The 20,634-nt window shown below is 31.2% G+C and carries 19 protein-coding genes; 8 read left to right on the top strand and 11 right to left on the bottom strand.

Translation table 11 applies throughout. From position 1 onward, the window contains the following. The first annotated feature begins 74 nt into the window (after positions 1-74). The 3 genes from J3S90_RS13755 to J3S90_RS13745 all read left to right on the top strand — a co-directional run bounded on the left by J3S90_RS13755 (position 75) and on the right by J3S90_RS13745 (position 3,121). Entirely contained in the window at positions 75-1,145 is a 1,071-nt protein-coding gene (locus tag J3S90_RS13755) for a Ppx/GppA phosphatase family protein (protein ID WP_210646673.1), read from the top strand. Positions 1,146-1,223: 78 nt separating this feature from the next. Then, on the top strand, positions 1,224-1,829 hold the full coding sequence (locus J3S90_RS13750) for a PAS domain-containing protein (protein ID WP_210646672.1): 606 nt from the start codon (positions 1,224-1,226) through the stop codon (positions 1,827-1,829). A 50-nt stretch (positions 1,830-1,879) separates the two neighbouring features. Then, a complete protein-coding gene (locus tag J3S90_RS13745) occupies positions 1,880-3,121 on the top strand; it encodes an MFS transporter (protein WP_210646671.1) in 1,242 nt (413 codons plus the stop codon). A 98-nt stretch (positions 3,122-3,219) separates the two neighbouring features. On the opposite strand, the gene accD is transcribed toward J3S90_RS13745, so the two are convergent. The 3 genes from accD to tamL form a co-directional block, all read right to left on the bottom strand. Next, positions 3,220-4,074: an acetyl-CoA carboxylase, carboxyltransferase subunit beta gene (gene accD / locus J3S90_RS13740; RefSeq protein WP_188051354.1), complete on the bottom strand. Its 855-nt coding sequence runs from the start codon at positions 4,072-4,074 to the stop codon at positions 3,220-3,222. 112 nt (positions 4,075-4,186) lie between these two features. Further along, on the bottom strand, positions 4,187-5,254 hold the full coding sequence (fbaA, locus tag J3S90_RS13735; RefSeq protein WP_188051353.1) for a class II fructose-bisphosphate aldolase: 1,068 nt from the start codon (positions 5,252-5,254) through the stop codon (positions 4,187-4,189). Positions 5,255-5,311: 57 nt separating this feature from the next. After that, on the bottom strand, positions 5,312-7,879 hold the full coding sequence (tamL, locus tag J3S90_RS13730; RefSeq protein ID WP_210646670.1) for a translocation and assembly module lipoprotein TamL: 2,568 nt from the start codon (positions 7,877-7,879) through the stop codon (positions 5,312-5,314). Positions 7,880-7,916: 37 nt separating this feature from the next. On the opposite strand from tamL, the gene J3S90_RS13725 reads away from it, so the two are divergent. Further along, the gene (locus tag J3S90_RS13725) at positions 7,917-8,645 is read left to right on the top strand and encodes an RNA methyltransferase (RefSeq protein WP_210646669.1); all 729 of its coding nucleotides are present in this window, start codon (positions 7,917-7,919) and stop codon (positions 8,643-8,645) included. Positions 8,646-8,667: 22 nt separating this feature from the next. Here the strand turns inward: J3S90_RS13725 and porT are convergent, their stop codons facing one another. The 8 genes from porT to J3S90_RS13685 form a co-directional block, all read right to left on the bottom strand. Then, positions 8,668-9,381, bottom strand: coding sequence for a type IX secretion/gliding motility protein PorT/SprT (gene porT / locus J3S90_RS13720; RefSeq protein ID WP_188051350.1), 714 nt, complete (start codon positions 9,379-9,381; stop codon positions 8,668-8,670). Between the two features lies 1 nt (position 9,382). Beyond that, a complete protein-coding gene (ubiE, locus tag J3S90_RS13715) occupies positions 9,383-10,114 on the bottom strand; it encodes a bifunctional demethylmenaquinone methyltransferase/2-methoxy-6-polyprenyl-1,4-benzoquinol methylase UbiE (protein ID WP_188051349.1) in 732 nt (243 codons plus the stop codon). Positions 10,115-10,707: 593 nt separating this feature from the next. Beyond that, positions 10,708-11,190, bottom strand: coding sequence for a dihydrofolate reductase (locus J3S90_RS13710; RefSeq protein ID WP_210646668.1), 483 nt, complete (start codon positions 11,188-11,190; stop codon positions 10,708-10,710). Positions 11,191-11,192: 2 nt separating this feature from the next. Beyond that, positions 11,193-11,534 (bottom strand): 2TM domain-containing protein, encoded by a 342-nt coding sequence (locus J3S90_RS13705; protein ID WP_210646667.1) that lies wholly within the window; start codon positions 11,532-11,534, stop codon positions 11,193-11,195. 268 nt (positions 11,535-11,802) lie between these two features. Further along, positions 11,803-12,627, bottom strand: a complete 825-nt coding sequence (locus tag J3S90_RS13700) for a thymidylate synthase (RefSeq protein WP_210646666.1) — start codon at positions 12,625-12,627, stop codon at positions 11,803-11,805. A gap of 88 nt (positions 12,628-12,715) precedes the next feature. Next, a complete protein-coding gene (locus tag J3S90_RS13695; RefSeq protein ID WP_188051345.1) occupies positions 12,716-13,345 on the bottom strand; it encodes a bifunctional nuclease family protein in 630 nt (209 codons plus the stop codon). Between the two features lie 122 nt (positions 13,346-13,467). Continuing rightward, the gene (locus J3S90_RS13690) at positions 13,468-14,433 is read right to left on the bottom strand and encodes an electron transfer flavoprotein subunit alpha/FixB family protein (protein ID WP_210646665.1); all 966 of its coding nucleotides are present in this window, start codon (positions 14,431-14,433) and stop codon (positions 13,468-13,470) included. A gap of 123 nt (positions 14,434-14,556) precedes the next feature. Then, positions 14,557-15,303: an electron transfer flavoprotein subunit beta/FixA family protein gene (locus tag J3S90_RS13685; RefSeq protein ID WP_210646664.1), complete on the bottom strand. Its 747-nt coding sequence runs from the start codon at positions 15,301-15,303 to the stop codon at positions 14,557-14,559. Between the two features lie 340 nt (positions 15,304-15,643). Between J3S90_RS13685 and J3S90_RS13680 the strand changes: the two genes are divergently transcribed. From J3S90_RS13680 to J3S90_RS13665, 4 genes are all read left to right on the top strand, one after another. Then, a complete protein-coding gene (locus J3S90_RS13680; RefSeq protein ID WP_188051342.1) occupies positions 15,644-16,624 on the top strand; it encodes a pyruvate dehydrogenase complex E1 component subunit beta in 981 nt (326 codons plus the stop codon). 135 nt (positions 16,625-16,759) lie between these two features. Beyond that, a complete protein-coding gene (locus tag J3S90_RS13675; RefSeq protein ID WP_210646663.1) occupies positions 16,760-19,243 on the top strand; it encodes a DUF5686 family protein in 2,484 nt (827 codons plus the stop codon). 89 nt (positions 19,244-19,332) lie between these two features. Continuing rightward, positions 19,333-19,935, top strand: a complete 603-nt coding sequence (locus J3S90_RS13670) for a DNA-3-methyladenine glycosylase family protein (RefSeq protein ID WP_210646662.1) — start codon at positions 19,333-19,335, stop codon at positions 19,933-19,935. Between the two features lie 108 nt (positions 19,936-20,043). Continuing rightward, entirely contained in the window at positions 20,044-20,574 is a 531-nt protein-coding gene (locus J3S90_RS13665) for an inorganic diphosphatase (protein WP_188051339.1), read from the top strand. The last annotated feature ends 60 nt before the right edge of the window (positions 20,575-20,634 follow it).

Here is a 20,634-nt window from a genome sequence, read left to right as displayed (position 1 = left end):
AGTGTTTTATTTGTCAAATTCAAGATAATTAAATTCAAAAATTGAATAATTCTTGATAAAATAAAACTTAAAAAATGAAAATTTTTAAACTCAACTTCACACTTTTTTTAGTGTTACTTCTGCCTGCGCTCCTTTTTTCACAAGAAAATATTTTTGCTGGAATTGAAATTGGAAGTAAAGGAATCAAAATGTCTGTTATAGACGTGTTCAATATTAAAAAAGGAAATATTAATGTTAAATCCTATTGGACAGAAAATGTAGCTATAGCAAAAGGTATTTCTACTGAAGGGAATATGACTGAGGAAAACATGAATAAAGCTATTGAAATTATTTCTGATAATTACAGGAAAATTATGATAGAGATGAAGGTTCCAGAGGCAAATATTTTTATAGTAGGATCTTCTGGTGTGGCTATGGCTAATAATACCCAAATACTTATTGATAAGGTTAAAGCTGCCACAGGCAAAGATCTTGAATTTATCGATGCTCAAATGGAAGGCAAAATGCTCTTAAAAGGATGTGTTCCTCCAGTAGATTATAAAAACTCTATGATCCTTGATATAGGAGGAGGTAATACTAAAGGTGGTTATATCGATGTACTTAATAATAATGCTTTTATATTTTTTCCATTAAGTCTTAATTATGGAAGTGTAACCCTTACAGAAAGTATTATTAAAAAAACGAATAGTACAGATATTGGGGAATATAATTCTAGGTCATTCAGCTTTTTGCCGATATTAAGGGAACAAGTTGATGCTATGTATAAATCTAAACCTCAAGCTTTACGCAAAGAAAAAGTATACCTGTCTGGAGGTGCCGTTTGGGCTTTTTACACGCTATACAAAGGGGTTACTAAAGAAGCGTTCAGTCAATTTAAGTTAGAAGATGTGATAAATTATGATGCTATTTTAAAAAATAACTTCCGCAAATTTGAAGACCTAGCTAAAACTGATGAAGATGTTGATAAAGTTTTAAAGACCTATTCTCAAAAATATTTAATTTCTGGTAGTAATATATTATTGGTGTGTTTAGAAGCCATACCAGATATTAATAGTAAAAAATTATATTTTGCTAAAGAAGGTCAAATTGCATGGTTGATATCTTATATAACGGATCTTTCTACTAAAGTAAAGAAAATCTATTAAACAATATTCTACTTTTTATAGTGAATAAATTCCCTATAAATTTCTAATTTTTAAAATTTTAATACTAAAAAATATATTATGGATAAAAAACGTCCAACACCAATTGATCAACCTGTTAAGTGGGATGAAACTCAAACTATTGTTAGTAAAGCCGATTTATTCGGAAGCTTAGAATATGTAAATGAGACTTTTGCATCAGTTTCTGGATATGATGAATCAGAACTAATAGGGCAACCTCATAATATTATCCGTCATCCAGATATGCCCAAAGTAATTTTTAAAGTCTTGTGGGATAATATTTCAAAACGTAAAAAATTTCATGGTGTTATTAAAAACTTAGCCAAATCAGGAAAATATTACTGGGTAATTACTGATTTTGATTATGTTGTAAGTGATGATGCAAAAATTTTAAAATACGTAGCCCGTCGTAAAGCCGTTTCTCCGGGTGTGGTAAAAAAAGTGGATGAGCTTTATAAAAAACTATATAAAATTGAAGAAGTAAGCGGAATAGAAGGGAGCGAAAAATACTTAATTGGTTATCTAGAAGATCATAATCTTGATTATGTAGAATTAATTACAAAATTAATGATGGATGATTTAAATCAACAAGTGGAGTTAGAATCTACTACTGAAGAAGTTGAAGAAACTAAAAAAAGTTTTTTCGGAAGATTCTTTGGTAACTAATACAGTTATAAAATTTTAATAAGTACACGCCTTTTAAATATATTTAAAAAATGCTTAACCGTTATTTAGGAAATTTTAAAAATTTTCCAAAAGAAATATGGATTCTTGCTTTAATTACACTTGTCAATAGAATTGGCGCTGTAGTTGTTCCTTTTTTGTCCAAATACTTTAAAGAGGAGCTAAACTTAAGTTATTCACAAATAGGGTGGATTATGGTTTGCTTTGGAGTTGGATCTCTTGTCGGTACTTTTTTAAGCGGAAAGTTATCTGATGTTTTTGGTGCGTATAAAGTAATGGCTTTTAGCTTGTTTGCTAGTGGTGTAGTATTACTTTCGCTTCAATTTGCAATTACTTTTGAATTATTGTGTATTTCTGTTTTCCTTTTGACTGCAGTTGCTGATATGTATCGACCTGCAATGATGGTAAGTATAAACGATTATGTAACTAGTGAATCTAGAGTGAGAGCTTTGTCTTTATTAAGAATGGCTACTAATGTGGGACTTATCGTAGGACCCGTATTAGGAGGTATTTTAATCATGAATTCAGAATACAACACTTTATTTATTGTTGATGGTTTAACCTCTATTATCTCTGTAGTGTTTTTTTTAATTTTTGTTAGAGAGAAAAAGTTACTTTATAAACTGGAATTAAATGATGTAATAAAAGATAAATTTGCACCTTTCAAAGATGTTCCTTTTGTAATGAATTGGATTATTGCGTTAATCACAGGGTATCTTTATTTTCAAGTTTTCTCTATTGTTCCAATTTATCATAAAGAAGCTTATAATTTAACGGAGTTTGATACAGGAATGTTCTTAGGTTTTAGTGGTGTTGTATTTATACTCTTTGAACTTGCTGTAGTTAATTTTGTGCAAAAAAATAAAATTACCGATTTGGTTGCTATAATGCTAGGATTGTTATTAATAGGAGCTTCCTATCTTTTGCTCTATTTAGTTCATCAACCGTGGGTGTTTTGGGTCTTTATGTTTTTAATGTCTTTTGGTAATATGTTAACCTTTGCTTTTGCAAGTAGTTTTGTGATGAACAGAAGTCATAAAAACTTAGAAGGTTTATTTATGTCGACTTTTCAAATGAGTTATGGTTTTGCTCATGTATTTAGTTCTAAAACAGGATTGACAATTGTGCAAAATTATGATTATAATACCAATTGGACTTTTAATTACATACTAGCATTTGTTACAGCATTTTGTACTTATATCATTTTTATAGTGGTTCGAAAAGAACAAAAAAAGGTAAAACAAGATATCATGATTTCTTTTTTTAAAAAGTAAATAGTTTCTTGATCCTGATTTTTAAAATACATTATATCTTTTAAACAAAAAAATCTCGAATTATCGAGATTTTTTTTGTTTAAAAGATTATGTTTTGATTATCTTATATCATTGTTTTGAATCAAATCAATATATAAATTAATGTTGTCTTTAAGTTCTTTTCTAGGAGTAATAAAATCTAGAAAACCGTGTTCTAATAAAAATTCTGCGGTTTGAAAACCTTCTGGTAAATCTTTTCCAGTGGTGTCTCTTACTACTCTTGGTCCTGCGAATCCTATTAAAGCTCCTGGTTCAGAAATATTAATATCTCCCAACATTGCGTACGATGCAGTAGTTCCTCCTGTTGTAGGATCTGTACATAGAGATATATAAGGAAGTTTGGCATCAGCTAATTGCGCCAGTTTTACAGAAGTTTTTGCTAATTGCATTAGCGAATAAGCAGCTTCCATCATACGTGCTCCACCGGATTTTGAAATCATTACAAAAGGTAATTTGTGCTTAATAGCATGATCTATTCCTCTTACAATTTTTTCACCCACTACAGCTCCCATAGAACCTCCAATAAAAGCAAAATCCATACAGCAAATCACTAAATCTTTTCCTTTAGATTTACCAACGGCTGTACGTACTGCGTCTTTTAATTTTGTTTTTTCCATTACCTCTTTAAGTCGATCACCATATTTTTTAGTGTCAACAAAATTCAAAGGGTCCTTAGAAGTCATGTTTTTGTCTAATTCAACAAACTCATTATTGTCAAATAAAATTTGGAAATATTCAGCGCTTCCAATTCTAACGTGAAAACCATCTTCTGGACTTACAAATAAATTGCGAGCAAGTTCATCGGCATCAATAATTTTTCCAGTAGGAGATTTGTACCAAAGTCCTTTTGGAATATCCATTTTGTCTTCAGTCGCAGTAGTAATCCCTTTTTCTTTTCTTTTAAACCAAGCCATTTTTCTAGTATTCAGTGTTCAGTAATCCAATGTTTAGTATTCAGTTTTTCAGTATTGTATAATCATTTTTTTAATAAATGATTAATAATAAACAGAACGCTGCCTACTTTTTTTATAGTGTATTTACATTATTTAAGTCTGCAAATGCTTGTTCAAGTCTTGTATTGAACGTGATTTCGCTTTCACGAATCCATTTTCTTGGATCGTAATATTTTTTGTTAGGTACATCGTCTCCTTCTGGATTTCCAATTTGAGTATGTAAATAATCGATATTCTTTGTTATATAATCGCGAACTCCTTCTGTATATGCAAATTGCATATCAGTATCGATATTCATTTTTATAACTCCGTAGCTAATTCCTTCTCTGATTTCTTCCAATGTAGAACCTGATCCACCATGAAAAACGAAATCAACTGGATTATTTTTAGTGTTGAATTTATTTTGAACGAAATCTTGAGAATTTTTTAAAATTTTAGGTGTCAATTTTACGTTTCCTGGTTTGTAAACACCGTGAACGTTTCCAAAAGCAGCCGCAATAGTAAATCTTGGACTTATTTTAGAAAGCTCTTCGTAAGCATAGGCTACTTCTTCGGGTTGTGTATATAATTTTGAACTATCAACATCAGAATTATCAACACCGTCTTCTTCACCGCCTGTAATACCAAGTTCGATTTCTAGTGTCATTCCCATTTTGCTCATTCTTGCTAAATAGGTTTTACAGATTTCTATATTTTCTTCGATTGGCTCTTCAGAAAGGTCAATCATGTGTGAAGAATACAATGGTTTTCCAGTTTTAGCAAAATGGGCTTCAGAAGCATCTAACAATCCATCAATCCAAGGTAATAATTTTTTTGCACAATGATCCGTATGTAATATGACAGTTGCACCATAGGCTTCTGCTAAAGCATGAATGTGAAGTGCACCTGCTACACCACCAGCGATTGCTGATTTTTCGTCTTTATTTGAAAGTCCTTTTCCAGCATTAAATTGCGCTCCTCCGTTAGAAAATTGAATGATAACAGGAGCATTTAGTTTTGCAGCAGTTTCAAGAACACAATTTACAGTACTTGAGCCAGTAACATTTACAGCTGGTAGTGCAAATCCTTTTTCTTTTGCATAATTAAAAATTTCCTGTACTTGATCTCCGGTAGCTACGCCTGGTTTAATGTTGTGTGCCATTGTACTTGTTTTAGTTTGTTTAGTTTTTAGTCTTGCAAAAATAAGAATTAATTAGGACTAGAATGGATAATTTATTCCAAAATTTAAAACGGCTTTAGAAAAGTTATATTCTTTAAACCATCTTTCGTTCATTTCTTTGCCTGGATTATACGTTTTAAATCCTAAATCAAATCGAATCACGAAAAAACTTAAATCGTAGCGCAATCCAAAACCAGAACCTACAGCAATATCTTTTAAACTGCTAAAATTTTTAAAAACTGACTTTTCGTCTTTTACATTATCTAACACGTTCCAAATGTTACCTGCATCAGCAAAAATAGCGCCTTTTAGACTTCCAGCAATTTTAAACCTATATTCTCCGCTTAAAGCAATTTTCATATTAGCTTCATTAAAATCATCAAGACCACCGCTGCTTCCTGGACCTAAACTATAAGGCTGCCAAGCTCTATTGTCATTTGATCCTCCAGAAAAATAACTTCTAGAAAACGGAATGTAATTGGAGTTTCCAAACGGAATTGCAATACCAAAAAAGGAACGGAAAGCAATAATATTTTCTTTGGATAAATCCCAATGCTTAATATAATCAAATTCTGTTTTTACATATTCTGAATATTCTAAATTAAAAATATCATAGTTGCCATTCGTATTTTTCTTTTGATTGGTAACATTTGCAAAAGCGGATAAGATGGTTCCAGCAGATTCGATCTTAGTTTTGAAAAGATAAAAATCGTTATCTTTTAAATCCTTCTTTGTCGTTTTTGAAAAAGTGAAACTTGTCGCTAAGATGAAATCATTTTCCGTTAGTCTAAGTCTTCTTTCTTCAATACTTTTTACAGATTCATAATCAGCAGGTTCCAAAGGTTTTAAAAAAATACCACTACCAGAAAGGACATCGTTTGTAAATCCGCGAGTTCCCTGCTCAATAAGTAAATCCCTGTTTACTGCATCGTCATAATAGGAAGGATTTGTATTGTAAGCCTTGCTAATTTTATTTAGAGCACTATAAGAGGAACTATAAACATTAAAATAATTTCTAGGATTTAAATTTCGCACAAATTGTGTGTTTAAGAGATCAAATCTTGCGGTATGATTTATTTTTGGAGTCCAATTGTATGATAATCCTCCTGTAAAATTTTCTTTGTCAAGACCTATATTTCTTTGTTTTGCAAAACCAACCGTAATCAGAGTAGAAGGAATCATACTTTTAGGAATAATTTTATCCGTGTTAAAGGGCATAAGAATCCTTGGGATATTTAATTTTAAATCTACTCCATATTCTGATACATTAAAGAAATTGTTTTTTGGATTGGCTAAATCTTTAGAGGAGCCAATGTTTCCGCGTGCTGCAAGTTCAAGTGTTTCCGCTCCATTAAATACATTTCTTATCGTCTCAGAAACACTTAGTCCAATACCAAAGTCTTGAATGTTAGAATGGGTTACATCTAATGTAGTTCCAAAACTATATTTTTTTCTCGGAGTCAAATATACTTTAGCGATTAATGACTGGGCGGTACTATCTCTTTTGTCTACTTCATATTGAATAGAAGGATAATTAAAAATCTTTAGATTGTTTAGATAACGTGTTGTTAATACCGTCCTGAAATCTGCATACATTCCACCTTTATAAATAAAAATAGCATCTGTTATAGCTTTTGGTTTGTATTTTAATTTTTTCTGACTGTATAAATTAAAGTTTTTATAGGAAACGCTATCATTAATATTCAATCCGCTATTATTTGGTGAATAATCAGTGTAAATATTTACATCGCTTATTTTGTATAGCTTAAATGGTTCTGTTTTAGTGGAATCTTTTTCCTGATAGGAATAATTATTTATCATCAAAGTGATGTTGGCCTGATTTACTTTTTTGATCGTGTCAATATTAAAAGTCACATAATTTGGCTGAAAATAATAAGCGCCATTATTTCTAAAGTTCGTTGTTATACGGTTTCTTTCATTCTCAAAATCATCTGTTTTATATTGATTTCCAGATTTTAAAAAAGTATTGAATTTATTGCGTTGGTACAAAGAATCTAAAACTGGAGTTGTAATAGAAGTTTTGATAGTGTCTAAAAAGAAAGCGTTTCCTAATGTAATATCGTATTTTAATTTTGCTTTTTGAATGTTTATAGTATCAATTTGATAAGCTGCTTTTACGTTAAAAAAACCATTGTTAAAATAATAATATTTAAGCCTTAATAAGGATTTGTTCGACTTTTCTTTATCTACAATAACTGGTGGCTCGCCCGTTTTTATCAAAAAATCATGAATTCCGTGATACCAAAAAGATTGTCCCAAACGATTCACTTGTTTTTCAGATAACCATTTAGATAACCGTTTGTATTTTTCTGGATTATTTTTAAACTTGGCCTGATATGTTGAATCCGGGTTTAAATTGGCTAAATTATAAAGATTTAGACGCAGGCGATAGCCAAGTAAAGTTGTATTGGGTTTTTGATACAGCTGATTAAAAACAATTTCCTCCTTTATTGCTTTGTTATTTACACTAATTTCATTCTTGGTGAGCAATAATTTATCTGCTGGAACTCTTTTTACAGCGTTACATGCAGAAATTAGTATTGCAATTACAATAAATGCAGTTATTTTTGTGGAAGTTTTTTTCAAGTGTTCTAAAATATTTAATTCAAAAGTACATTATTTTATGGTTAGTAAAAACCAAATAAAACTTATAACGAGTTTACAGCAAAAAAAATATAGATATGCCAATAAATTATTTTTTGCCGAAGGTGTAAAAGGGATTCAAGAATTATTGGATTCTAATTTTGAATTGGAGCATTTGTATTCTACACAAAATGATTTTCCAGAAGTTTCTAATAATAATAAATCTATTATAGACGAAAATGATTTAAAAAAGATCAGTGCATTAGCAACACCAAATTCGTGTTTAGCAGTTTTTAAGATGCCTTTAGAGAAATCAATTATTGCTACAGGTTTAATTGTTGTACTCGATTCTATTCGGGATCCGGGTAATTTAGGAACCATAATGCGTTTGTGTGATTGGTTTGGTATTCAGCAAATTGTATGCTCAAACGAGACCGTTGATTACTTTAATCCTAAAGTTGTGCAGGCTACTATGGGTTCTATAGCTAGAGTTAATGTAAATTATACGGATTTGAATAGTTATTTGCAACAGACTCAATTGCCTATTTTTGGAACTTTTATGAACGGTCAAAATATATACAAGTCTATTTTGCCACAGCAAGGAATAATTATTATGGGTAATGAAGCTAATGGGATTTCTGAGACACTCGAAAAATTAGTTCAAAACCGACTTACAATACCACGTTTTGGAAGTCTTCAAAAAACAGAAAGTTTGAATGTTGCCACAGCAACGGCAATAATTTTGAGTGAATTTAGTCGAGGAAATTAACTGAAAGTATTCTTAATAATTTTTAGTGGAAAGTAAAATTGATGAAAATAGCACGAGTTTTCATCGAATCTATGTTGCCAGTCCAAGGACTATTGGGATCTTTATCTCGAATAAGTTCGTCATTTAATCCAAAAACACCTCTAATAGAAGGCGAAAATATAAAATATTCTGAAAAGAGATCAATACCAAATCCCAATTCATAATTAGGAGTCCAGGATTTTACTCTAAAACGTTGCTCTAAATTGTCATCAAGTATTTTTGCATTACTAGATAAGTTTAGCGTAGCAGAAACTCCTCCTAAAGCATAAGGCCGAATGTTTCCGGTTCTTAAAGAAGAAAATTTTAGCAACAAAGGAAAGTGTATATAAGTGCTGTTAACTTCTCTAAGCGCGTCACTGTTTTTAGTAAAATTAGGATTTGCAGGAAAGTTCAATTCTCTTTTAGTATAATACAATCCGGGTTCAAATCGTAAATTTATGTATTCTTGAAGTTTTACATCAGCAATAATTCCTACATTAAAACCCGTTGTTTTTTTGACTAATATATCAGGTGTTTCTGTTTTATAGTCAATTTTAAAATCATAAGAATTGAATCCTAAATAAAAACCATAATAGATTTTCTTTTGTTGAAAGTTTTCCAAATTTATGATAGGATCTTTGCTAAAGATGTTTTTCGAACCTTGAGCATATCCGTTTAGAAGGAGCAGAAAAAAAAGTATTGCAAATGTTTTTTTCATATTATTTTTTAGAAGCTGAATAAATTGTAGCAACGCCAAAAGTTTGTGGTAACGCAACTACATCTATAAACCCAATTTTTCTTAAAATATTGTTCAGTGCTTCGCCATAAGGAAATGCAGCTGCAGATTCGGATAAATAGCCATAAGCAACATCGTCCTTAGAAAATAATTTTCCTATTATTGGCAGAATATTTTTGCTGTAAAAATTATATCCTTGTTTATAAGGGGTTTTTTCAGGAACAGAGGTTTCTAAAATTACAAAAACTCCATTTGGTTTTAAAACTCTTAAAATCTCGCTTAAACCCTTTTCTAAGTTTTCAAAGTTTCTTACCCCAAAAGCAACTGTTATAGCGTCGAAATAATTGTCATCAAAAGGCATGTTTTCAGAATCGCCTAAAACCATATCAATTGTATTAGAAAGATTTTTTGAAGCAATTTTTTTCTTGCCAACGTCAAGCATTCCTGCGGAGATGTCTAGACCAATGATTTTTTCAGCATTAGTTTGTGCCATCAATATAGCTAAATCACCTGTTCCAGTAGCAATATCTAAAATTTGTTTGGGATTGGATTTGCTTACTATATTCAAAACTTTTTTGCGCCATTTCAAATCAATTCCAAAAGAAATGACACGATTTAAATTGTCATAATTTCCAGAAATGGTATCAAACATTTGTGCAACTTGCTCTTTTTTGCCTAAGGCTGAATCTTTATACGGAGTTATTTTTTCAGACATTTTTTTTATTTGTACAAATATAGGTAATCTTCATAAACTTAAAATGAGTTTCAGGAAATAGAATGAAGAATAATTTGGGTTGAGATTTACTTTTTTATAGGTTCAAAATAAATAATTTAAACAGGATGAAGGGGTATTGTTAGAAATATCACTAAAAGTGGGTATTGTAACTCCAAATTATAATATCCACATTTGTGACAATAATAGTAGACCTTTTAAATGATTAAAAAAGAAACAATGAGCCAAATTAAATGGATAGTTTTAGCGTTAATTATCTCATTTATTCTTGTGAGTTTTTTTGAGAATACTGTGTTACATCCCAGTATTTTATTTACAACGCAACACACGTTCTTAGGATTAAATTTGTTTTTGGAAATTTTAATTTTTTTCGTCTTTAGTACCTTCGTGGTATTTGGTATTAAAGGCTTTTTTGAGATGTACTCTCAAAGAGTTGCAAACCTGATAACCTTCATTTCTGGAGTGCTATTAGTGTTTGTGATATTTATGTTATTTTATCAAATTAACTTTCAAGAGTAACTCGTATCTTAAATCATTGGTCAAAAAAAACATCCTGCAAAGGATGTTTTTTTGTTTTATTCTCTAAGATAAGTTTCATAGGTGTATTCATATTTATGAAAATCATCTTTTTTATTGAATTCAGATTTTTCTAATTTCCATTCTGTTTTGTCAATTTCAGGAAAATAAGCATCTGCTTCAAAACTGCCATGAACTCTAGTTAGTTCGATTTTGTCAGCATAAGAAATTCCAATTGTATAAATTTCTCCACCTCCTATTATAAATGAATCTTCCTCTTTTGGACATGCTTCTAAAGCTTTTTCAATCGTGTCAACCACAATGCAATCTTCTGCTTTATAGTCTTTTTGTCTTGTAATTATGATATGCTTTCTATTAGGTAATGGTTTTTGAAGACTCTCGTAAGTTTTACGACCCATTATAATATGATGTCCAGTTGTAAGTCTCCTAAATCTTTTATAATCATTGGGCAAGTGCCAAACTATTTTACCATCTTTTCCTAAAGCATTATTTTCGCCCGCCGCCGCAATCATTGTAATCATAATTAGATGCTATTATTAGGTTCGTCACTCTCTATTTTTAACTTTAATTGCTCTATTTTCTTTTGTTGTAAAGCTACTAATCTATCAATTTGATCTCTTTCCCAGTATTTATTCATGAATCGATCAGTTATAAATATTTTTATAAAATGAAGAAGGAATAAAAACAGCCATACAGCAATTATCCATTGGTACCAGTCAGAGACTACATTACTATTTAAGAATTGATGTCCAAGAAATAATAATAAACTTCCTAAAACGAAAACGACAAAATGGAAATATAATCTCTTTTTTTGCTTTATCCTTCTTCGGGCATATTCATATTGTTCATGTACTTCTTTTTCCATCGATTTGATTTTAGTTTATAAAGATAAAATTTATTTTGGGAAGTTGCAGAAATGATTTAAGATTATTTAATTTGGATTGATAAGCCTATAATTGGTTTTAATAGAACTAAGGATTTTATATTTATCAACCAAAAAACTGAATTTTTACTTTATTGCATTACATTATTCTATTTATTTAATAAATAATAGAAACTCATTTTCAAAAATGGATTGAAAATGTTTTGAAAATTCAAAATAATGAAAAGTAATTTTTTGTACAAAAAATACTTTATACGGCTACATTTCCTTTTATAGCTGGGTGAGGATCATAGCCTTCTAGAGTAAAGTCTTCGAAATCAAAATCGAAAATATTTTTTATCTCTGGGTTCAAAATCATTTTAGGTAATGGTTTTGGCTCACGAGACAATTGCAATTCTAGCTGTTCAAAATGATTGTTGTAAATGTGTGCATCGCCAAAAGTATGAATAAATTCTCCGGGTTGTAAGTCGCAAACCTGAGCGATCATCATAGTTAATAACGCATAAGATGCAATGTTGAAAGGAACTCCTAAAAAAATGTCAGCACTTCGTTGGTATAATTGGCAGGATAATTTTCCTTCAGAAACATAAAATTGAAAAAACGCATGACAAGGAGGTAAAGCTGCTTTGTTATTGGCTACATTTTCTTCAAAAGACTTAGTAGTGTCTGGTAAAACAGAAGGATTCCAAGCTGAAACTAACATTCTACGACTGTTAGGATTGTTTTTTAACTCTGTAATTAAGTCAGAGATTTGATCAATTTCTTCGCTATTCCAATTGCGCCATTGATGACCATAAACTGGTCCTAAATCTCCATTGGCATCAGCCCAAGCATCCCAAATTTTCACTCCATTTTCTTGAAGATATTTAATATTGGTATCTCCTTTAAGGAACCAAAGCAATTCATAAATAATAGATTTTAGATGTAATTTTTTAGTGGTAACCATCGGAAATCCTTTGCTCAAGTCAAAACGCATTTGGTAACCAAAAACACTTTTTGTTCCCGTGCCCGTTCGGTCTCCTTTTTGACAACCATTGTCCATTACATGCTGTACTAAATCTAAATATTGTTTCATATTATTGGTAGGTACGTAGTAGTATTTAATTTGATATCTATTGAAAAATCGCTTTATATATTGCTTTTTTTAAACTAAAAAAAAGCCATTAAAGTTCTCTTTTAGAAATTTCGTCTCTAATTTTGGCGGCCTTTTCATAATCCTCATGTGAAACAGCTTGATCCAATAATTCATTTAATTCCTGCAGCGTATGTTTAGAATACGTATGTCCAGATTGATTGCTTTCTTCTTCACGACCAAAAGTGTCTGGATTGGAAAGAACATCATCTAATTCTTGAGTGTCTTTGTTTGGGTCTAAAGGATTAGTTTTTAAGTAAATCCCAGCTTTGTCAAGAATGTTTTTGTAGGTAAAAATAGGAGCGTTAAAGCGTAATGCTAAAGCTATCGCATCGGATGTACGAGCATCAATGATCTCTTCTATTTTATCTCTTTCGCAAATTATACTCGAGTAAAAAACTCCATCAACTAATTTATGAATGATCACTTGTTTTACAACAATATCAAACCGCTCTGCAAAATTTTTAAAAAGATCATGCGTTAGTGGGCGTGGTGGCTTTATCTCTTTTTCTAAGGCAATTGCAATAGATTGTGCTTCAAAAGCGCCGATAACGATTGGTAACTTACGTTCGCCGTCAACTTCATTCAATATCAAAGCATAGGCTCCGTTTTGAGTCTGACTGTAAGAAATTCCTTTTATAGATAATTTAACTAAGCTCATAGATGTTGTAATGGTAATTACCGAATACTTTAAAAAAACAGATTGCAAAAAAAATGCTATCTAAACGCAAAGATACAAATATCTTATTTTTAGATAGCATTAAAACTGTTTTATTGTAACGACTAGTTATGCGCTTTAAAAGCCTTTAATTTTTCAATTAATTGAGGTACGATTTCAAATGCATCTCCTACAATTCCGTAGTCTGCAACTTTAAAGAAAGGTGCTTCTGGGTCGCTATTGATAACAACTTTTACTTTAGAAGAGTTGATTCCTGCAATGTGTTGAATAGCTCCTGAAATACCAATCGCTATATATAAGTTTGCTGCAACAGGCTTTCCTGTTTGTCCTACGTGTTCTCCGTGAGGTCTCCAACCCAAATCAGATACTGGTTTAGAACAAGCTGTTGCTGCTCCAAGAACAGTAGCTAATTCTTCTATCATTCCCCAGTTCTCAGGACCTTTTAATCCACGTCCTGCTGAAACTACAACTTCTGCATCTGCGATAGATACTTTTCCAGTAACTTTTTCAACAGATTCTACTTTTACACCAAAATCATTTTCTCCAATGGTTGGGTTGAAATCTTCTTCTGTCAAAGTAGATGCATTTTCAAAAATCCCATAAGAATTTTTAGCTAATCCAAGAACTTTAACATCAGTTGTGATGTCAGTAATCATAAACGCTTTATTAGAAAAAGCATTTCTTTTTACTTGAAATGGTGAAGTTGATACAGGTAATCCAACAACGTTTGAAGCGTAACCTGCTTCTAGCGCTACGGAAACAAGAGAAGATAAATAAACACTATCAGTTGTTGAAGATAGTAATACTAGCTTTACATTTTCTTTTTGTGCGGCTTGTTTAATTACATCAGCATATGCCTTTGCAGTAAATCCAGATAATTTATCATTGTTTACTTTTAAAACTTTATCCACACCGTATTTTGATAATTCCGAAACATCTCCAGCATTAACAGTTACTGCTGTAACAGTTGTTCCTAATGTTTCAGCTACTTTTTTTGCATATGAGGCTAATTCGAAAGCTACTTTCTTGAATTTTCCTTCTGCATATTCTGCATATATTAATATAGACATGATGATTTTAGATTTTAGATTTTTGAATTGTAATTTTAGATTTCAGGAATTTGAATAAGGAATTTACATTTTTTTTGCCATTAGCAATCAAAAATCGTTTGTCCTAATTCTGTAATCCAATATCTAGATCACTTTTGCTTCGTTGTGTAATAGATTGATTAATTCGTCTAAATTATCAGCAGCAATTAATTTTACCGCAGATTTTGGAGCTGGTTTTTCAAATTTCACCGCTTTAGTATTTACAGTAGCCTCTACTGGCTCAAGTATTGTTAAGGCTTTAGTTCTTGCTGTCATAATTCCTCTCATGTTCGGAATACGCAAGTCTTTTTCCTCTACTAATCCTTTTTGACCACCAATAATTAATGGCAAAGTTGTAGCTACAGTTTCTTTACCACCATCAATTTCACGAACTGCTTTTACGTTAGTTCCGTCAACTGTTAAGTTTGTACATGAATTTAGGAAGTTATATCCAAGAATTCCTGCTATCATACCTGGAACCATTCCTCCATTGTAATCTAAAGATTCTTTTCCTGCAATTACGATGTCATATCCTCCGTTTTTAATTACTTCGGCTAACTGCTTAGCCACAAAAAAACCATCCGTAGGAGTAGCGTTTATACGAATTGCTTCGTTTGCGCCAATTGCTAAAGCTTTTCTTAAAGTTGGTTCCGTGTCTGGTCCTCCTACATTTACAACTGTTACCGTTGCTCCTTGTTGTTCTTGAAACCAAATGGCACGTGTTAATCCAAATTCATCATTAGGATTAATTACATATTGAACTCCATTAGTGTCAAATTCAGAATCACCATTGACAAAGTTAATTTTTGAAGTAGTATCAGGAACGTGACTGATGCAAACTAATATTTTCATAAGTATATATTTAGTTATTCTTTAATTTCTTTTACAAATTTAAAATATTAATTTGAATAATATACTATGCGTGCATAATATTTTTTGTTAACTATTACGTTTTCGGAGCATTAATATTGAAAGAGTCTTTGTAGGCTTATTATTGTATGTTAGACAGTTGGTTATAATGAGCTAAATGTGCCTCTTAATTTAAGTAGTTTATAGGCTTTATGAGTTTTCAATTAGATCTTAAAAGGAGAACTAATGTTCTAAAATTAATTTAGGATTTTTTATGCATTAAAGTGATATAAAATATTTATTTTTGCTGTTCGAAAAATATAGACACATACAACATAATAATATGAGAACGATACAATTTAGAGAGGCTATTTGCGAAGCGATGAGTGAGGAAATGCGTCACGATGAGTCCATATACTTAATGGGTGAAGAAGTTGCAGAATATAATGGTGCTTACAAAGCTTCTAAAGGAATGCTTGCTGAATTTGGTGCAAAAAGAGTTATTGATACTCCAATTGCTGAGCTAGGTTTTACCGGTATTGCAGTTGGATCTGCTATGAATGGATGTCGTCCTATCGTAGAATACATGACTTTTAACTTTTGTTTGGTTGGTATTGATCAAATTATTAATAATGCTGCCAAAATGCGTCAAATGACAGGTGGTCAATTTAATGTTCCTATTGTTTTTCGTGGTCCAACTGCTTCTGCAGGACAATTGGGAGCAACACACTCTCAAGCTTTAGAAAATTGGTTTGCCAATACTCCTGGGCTTAAAGTTGTAGTTCCATCTACGGTTTATGATGCTAAAGGATTATTAAAAGCTGCTATTCGTGATAACGATCCAGTAATTTTCATGGAATCGGAACAAATGTATGGTGATAAAGGGGAAGTTCCTGATGGCGAATATACAATTCCTCTAGGGGTTGCTGATATTAAGCGTGAAGGAACAGATGTAACAATCGTTTCTTTTGGAAAAATTATAAAAGAAGCTCATATTGCTGCTGATGAATTGGCTAAAGAAGGAATTTCATGTGAAATAATTGATTTAAGAACGGTTCGTCCTATGGATTATGAAACGATTTTAACATCAGTAAGAAAAACAAATAGATTGGTAGTTCTTGAAGAAGCTTGGCCTTTTGCAAGTGTCGCTTCAGAGATTACTTATATTGTTCAAGAGCGTGCTTTCGACTTTCTTGACGCACCAATACAACGTATCACAACTGCAGATACTCCAGCGCCATATTCTCCAGTATTATTGAAAGAATGGTTGCCTAATTCAGAAGATGTTATAAAAGCAGTTAAGAAAGTAATGTATAAAAAATAACAGCTACTGAAAGATTTGAATTTGATTGAAATTTAATAATTGAAACATTAAATTCTGATTATTTAAGTGCTGTAATTCACTATATTTGAAACTTCATCAATTATTTATTTGATGAAGTTTTTTTTTGGAACGATTATGAAAAAAAATATTGTAATACTGTTGTTTTTATTTGTTTCGGTAAGTGCTGTTTTTGCACAGACCAAAGCTGGTGGCGTTGTTTTAGACAAGATGAATCAGCCCATACCCTTTGCTAATATAGTATTTAAGAATTCTAGTGAAGGAATTGTTGCTAATGAAGATGGGTTGTTTTATTTAGAATCTCCAAAAACGTATTCGGCTTTAGTGATTTCCTCTGTAGGTTTTTCTGAAAAGGAAATTGTGTTGCCTAAAGCGGTTAATTATAATATGAGAATTCAGCTCAATGAAGCGGAGAGTTTAAATGAAGTAGTTGTTTTTACTGGTAAAACTTCTAAAAAGAATAATCCTGCTCTTGATATACTGCGTAAAATTTGGGAAAAGAAACGCCAAAACGGATTGTACATGTTCAATCAGTATCAAATGGAGAAGTACGAAAAAATAGAATTTGATATGAATTCTATAGACAGTGCTTTTATGAAAAATAAGCTTTTTAAAGGAATGGAGTTTATTTTTAATCAAATGGATACTTCAAAAGTTACAGGAAAAACCTATTTACCCATTTTTGTAAACGAGGCCTTGTCTGATGTTTATGGTGATTTAAAATTAAAAAAAATAAAAGAAAAACTAAAAGCCAGCAAGACATCAGGTTTTAATGGAAATCAGCAAATTTTAAATTTTGTAAAAGATTTGTATTCTGATTATAATATCTATAATAACTATTTAACTTTTTTTGACAAAAGTTTTACAAGCCCGCTTTCTAAAACAGGTATCGATGTTTATAATTATATCCTAAAAGACAGTACTTATATTGATAACAAATGGTGTTATAATATTATATTTTATCCAAGACGTAAAAATGAATTAACTTTTAAAGGTGATTTTTGGGTAAACGATACCACTTTTGCGATCAAGAAAATCAATATGGCTGTTACCAAAAGTGCCAACATCAACTGGGTAAAAGATATCTATCTAGAGCAGGAATTTGAGGTTGTTAGTGATTCAGTTTTCTTGTTAACCAAAGATTATTTAATGTCCGACTTTGCTTTAAACAAAAAAGAAAAGTCTAAAGGGATTTACGGAAAAAGAACAACCTATTTCAGAGATCATAAATTCAATAATGTCAAACCAATTGCTTTTTATAAAGAGGAGGTAAATTATAAGGATCCTGAAGTCTATAATAAGTCGGATGAATACTGGGAGGAAAATCGTTTCGAAAATTTAAATAAAGATGAATTAGGGGTCTATAAAATGCTTGATACTTTGCAGACCGTTAAAAAATTCAAACAAATTTACAGTTCTGTTCAAGTACTTGCTAGCGGATTTGTACAATTTGGTAATTTCGATTACGGTCCTATTTTTTCCACATTTGGCTACAATGAAGTAGAAGGAGCAAGATTGCGAGCAGGAGGAAGAACCTATTTTGGAACTAATGACACTTGGCGTATACAAGGATATACGGCTTATGGTTTTAAAGATGATAAATTTAAATACGGATTTTCTGGAAAATGGATGGTCGATAAGAAAAATAGATTTATTTTATCAGGAGGAAATAGACGTGACATCGAGCAAATCGGTGCGAGTTTGACTGCGACTTATGATATTTTGGGTAGGAGCGGTGCTTCTTCCTCTGTATTCTCATCAGGAAATAATGGAAAACTAACCAATATTAATTTAAGTAATATAGCAGTAGAAATGGAGCCTGTGAAAAACTTAACTTTTCAAACAGGTTTTTCGTACCGTACCTTGGAGTCTGCTTCTCCTACATTTAGTTTAGATTATTATACCGATAGAGTTAATGGTGTTGTTAAAAGTGATGTAAAACAATCAGAAGTTAGTTTTCAAATTGAATATACTCCCAAAAGGAGAACCATTGGATACGCGGTAGAACGTGAAATTGTAGATAGTCCTTACAGCCGATTTTTTGTAAATTACAGTCATGGTTTTAAAGGCTTGCTAGATAGTGACTTTCAATATGATAAATTGCAATTGTATTTTAAACAACCAATTATTATTGGTCCATTAGGACGCTCTAATATTATTATGGAATTGGGTAAAACTTTTGGAACTGTTCCTTTAGGATTAATGAGTGTTATTCCAGGAAATCAAACTTTTTTCAGTATCGAAAATACGTTCAGTAATTTAAATTATTATGAATTTATTTCAGATCAATATGCTACTGTACAATGGAACCATAATTTTGGAGGGAGGATTTTTTCTAGAATTCCGTTTATGCGTAAATTGAATTGGAGAGAAATAATTTCGGTAAAAGGAGTATATGGTAGTATTTCTGATGATAATAGAGCCATAAATGCTTCTGGATTATCCTATAATGCACCAGAAAAGGGATATTGGGAATATAGTGCTGGAGTTGGGAATATTTTTAAATTATTCCGAGTTGATTTTTCTTGGCGAGGTAATTATCTCAACACTCCCGATACCAATCGATTTACAGTTAAAGCCGCATTTGGATTTAATTTTTAATACAGATATTTTTAGCCTTACATCCAAACCTAAAAGAATTGGATGTAGGCTATTTAAATTTAAGATGATTTTAAAAAAAAAATCAGATTATGCAAGAAGCATTTGATTATCTCGCAGAAAAAGATCGGATTTTCAGGATAATTATTGATCAATTTGGATTGCCTTTAATTCCAAAAAGACCGCAAGGATTTGAAACTTTAGTGTTGCTAATTTTAGAGCAACAAGTTTCTATTGATTCGGCCAAAGCTACATTTCTAAAAATAAAAGACAGTCAAAAAACAATAACTCCAGAAGTTTTATCGGTTGTTTCGGATGAAGTTTTTAGGAATTTTGGAGTAAGTCGTCAAAAAACGAGTTATATAAAAGCTTTAGCGTTAGCTATTTTAAATAAAGAAATTGATTTAGAAAGTTTGCCAAACAAAACTGCGCAAGAAGTTCGGCAGGAACTTATAAAAATTAAAGGAATAGGCAATTGGACTATTGATATTTACCTGATGTTTTGTTTGCAAGTGCCTGATTTATTACCATTAGGAGATATTGCGGTTGTAAATACTATAAAAGAATTACTGGATATTCACGATAAAGAGGCTATGGAAAAGTACGCTGAAAAATGGAGTCCTTATCGCTCCTTTGCGACGTATCTTTTATGGCATCATTATTTAAAAAAGCGAAATCGAAGAGTTGTTTATTAACGTGTTCACTTTTAAAACACAATCAATTGAAAGTGTATTTATTTTTATTGTAAAAAAGAGTTAGATTCCTTACTTTTGCACCCATAATTATAGATAAGAAAAATTAAAATGACTGCAGACAAATTAACAACTTTCGATGTATTAATCGAAATACCAAGAGGAAGTAGAAATAAATACGAATATGATTTCGAAATAAAAAGAATGCGTTTTGACAGAATGTTATTTTCTTCAATGATGTATCCTGCTGATTACGGATTTATTCCTGAAACTTTAGCTTTAGACGGAGATCCATTAGATGTTTTGGTATTAGTAAATGAGCCAACTTTTCCTGGATGTGTTATGGAAGTAAAACCAATCGGTGTTTTCCATATGGCAGACGATAAAGGACCAGATGAAAAAGTAATTTGCGTTCCTGTTTCAGATCCAATTTGGAATTCATTGAATGATTTATCAGATATGAATCCACACTTATTAAAAGAAATCGAGCACTTTTTTCAAGTATATAAAGATCTTGAAAACAAAAGTGTTGATGTAGGTGGTTGGGGAGATGTTAAGGAAGCTTATTCTATCATCAAACAATGTACAGACCGTTTCAATCAGATTGAAAACAAACCAAAAGGATTATTTAGCATTAAATAATTAATTTGTGATTTTTATAAAAAAAGCAATACTCCGTTAAGAGTATTGCTTTTTTGTTTA

Source organism: Flavobacterium flabelliforme (genome assembly GCF_017948675.1).
GTDB lineage: Bacteria > Bacteroidota > Bacteroidia > Flavobacteriales > Flavobacteriaceae > Flavobacterium > Flavobacterium pygoscelis.
Note: the sequence above shows the minus strand (reverse complement) of the source record. Positions and strands in the feature narration are given on the sequence as shown.

What these genes read in the sequence shown, in the direction of transcription:
- ubiE (WP_188051349.1), bottom strand. Translation starts at nt 10,114, where the DNA reads ATGTCTGAAAAAATAACTCCGTATAAAGATTCAGCCTTAGGCAAAAAA.
- J3S90_RS13750 (WP_210646672.1), top strand. Translation starts at nt 1,224, where the DNA reads ATGGATAAAAAACGTCCAACACCAATTGATCAACCTGTTAAGTGGGAT.
- J3S90_RS13700 (WP_210646666.1), bottom strand. Translation starts at nt 12,627, where the DNA reads ATGAAACAATATTTAGATTTAGTACAGCATGTAATGGACAATGGTTGT.
- J3S90_RS13755 (WP_210646673.1), top strand. Translation starts at nt 75, where the DNA reads ATGAAAATTTTTAAACTCAACTTCACACTTTTTTTAGTGTTACTTCTG.
- fbaA (WP_188051353.1), bottom strand. Translation starts at nt 5,254, where the DNA reads ATGGCACACAACATTAAACCAGGCGTAGCTACCGGAGATCAAGTACAG.
- J3S90_RS13685 (WP_210646664.1), bottom strand. Translation starts at nt 15,303, where the DNA reads ATGAAAATATTAGTTTGCATCAGTCACGTTCCTGATACTACTTCAAAA.
- J3S90_RS13665 (WP_188051339.1), top strand. Translation starts at nt 20,044, where the DNA reads ATGACTGCAGACAAATTAACAACTTTCGATGTATTAATCGAAATACCA.
- J3S90_RS13725 (WP_210646669.1), top strand. Translation starts at nt 7,917, where the DNA reads ATGGTTAGTAAAAACCAAATAAAACTTATAACGAGTTTACAGCAAAAA.
- J3S90_RS13680 (WP_188051342.1), top strand. Translation starts at nt 15,644, where the DNA reads ATGAGAACGATACAATTTAGAGAGGCTATTTGCGAAGCGATGAGTGAG.
- J3S90_RS13675 (WP_210646663.1), top strand. Translation starts at nt 16,760, where the DNA reads ATGAAAAAAAATATTGTAATACTGTTGTTTTTATTTGTTTCGGTAAGT.
- J3S90_RS13710 (WP_210646668.1), bottom strand. Translation starts at nt 11,190, where the DNA reads ATGATTACAATGATTGCGGCGGCGGGCGAAAATAATGCTTTAGGAAAA.
- accD (WP_188051354.1), bottom strand. Translation starts at nt 4,074, where the DNA reads ATGGCTTGGTTTAAAAGAAAAGAAAAAGGGATTACTACTGCGACTGAA.
- J3S90_RS13745 (WP_210646671.1), top strand. Translation starts at nt 1,880, where the DNA reads ATGCTTAACCGTTATTTAGGAAATTTTAAAAATTTTCCAAAAGAAATA.
- J3S90_RS13670 (WP_210646662.1), top strand. Translation starts at nt 19,333, where the DNA reads ATGCAAGAAGCATTTGATTATCTCGCAGAAAAAGATCGGATTTTCAGG.
- J3S90_RS13690 (WP_210646665.1), bottom strand. Translation starts at nt 14,433, where the DNA reads ATGTCTATATTAATATATGCAGAATATGCAGAAGGAAAATTCAAGAAA.
- J3S90_RS13695 (WP_188051345.1), bottom strand. Translation starts at nt 13,345, where the DNA reads ATGAGCTTAGTTAAATTATCTATAAAAGGAATTTCTTACAGTCAGACT.
- J3S90_RS13705 (WP_210646667.1), bottom strand. Translation starts at nt 11,534, where the DNA reads ATGGAAAAAGAAGTACATGAACAATATGAATATGCCCGAAGAAGGATA.
- porT (WP_188051350.1), bottom strand. Translation starts at nt 9,381, where the DNA reads ATGAAAAAAACATTTGCAATACTTTTTTTTCTGCTCCTTCTAAACGGA.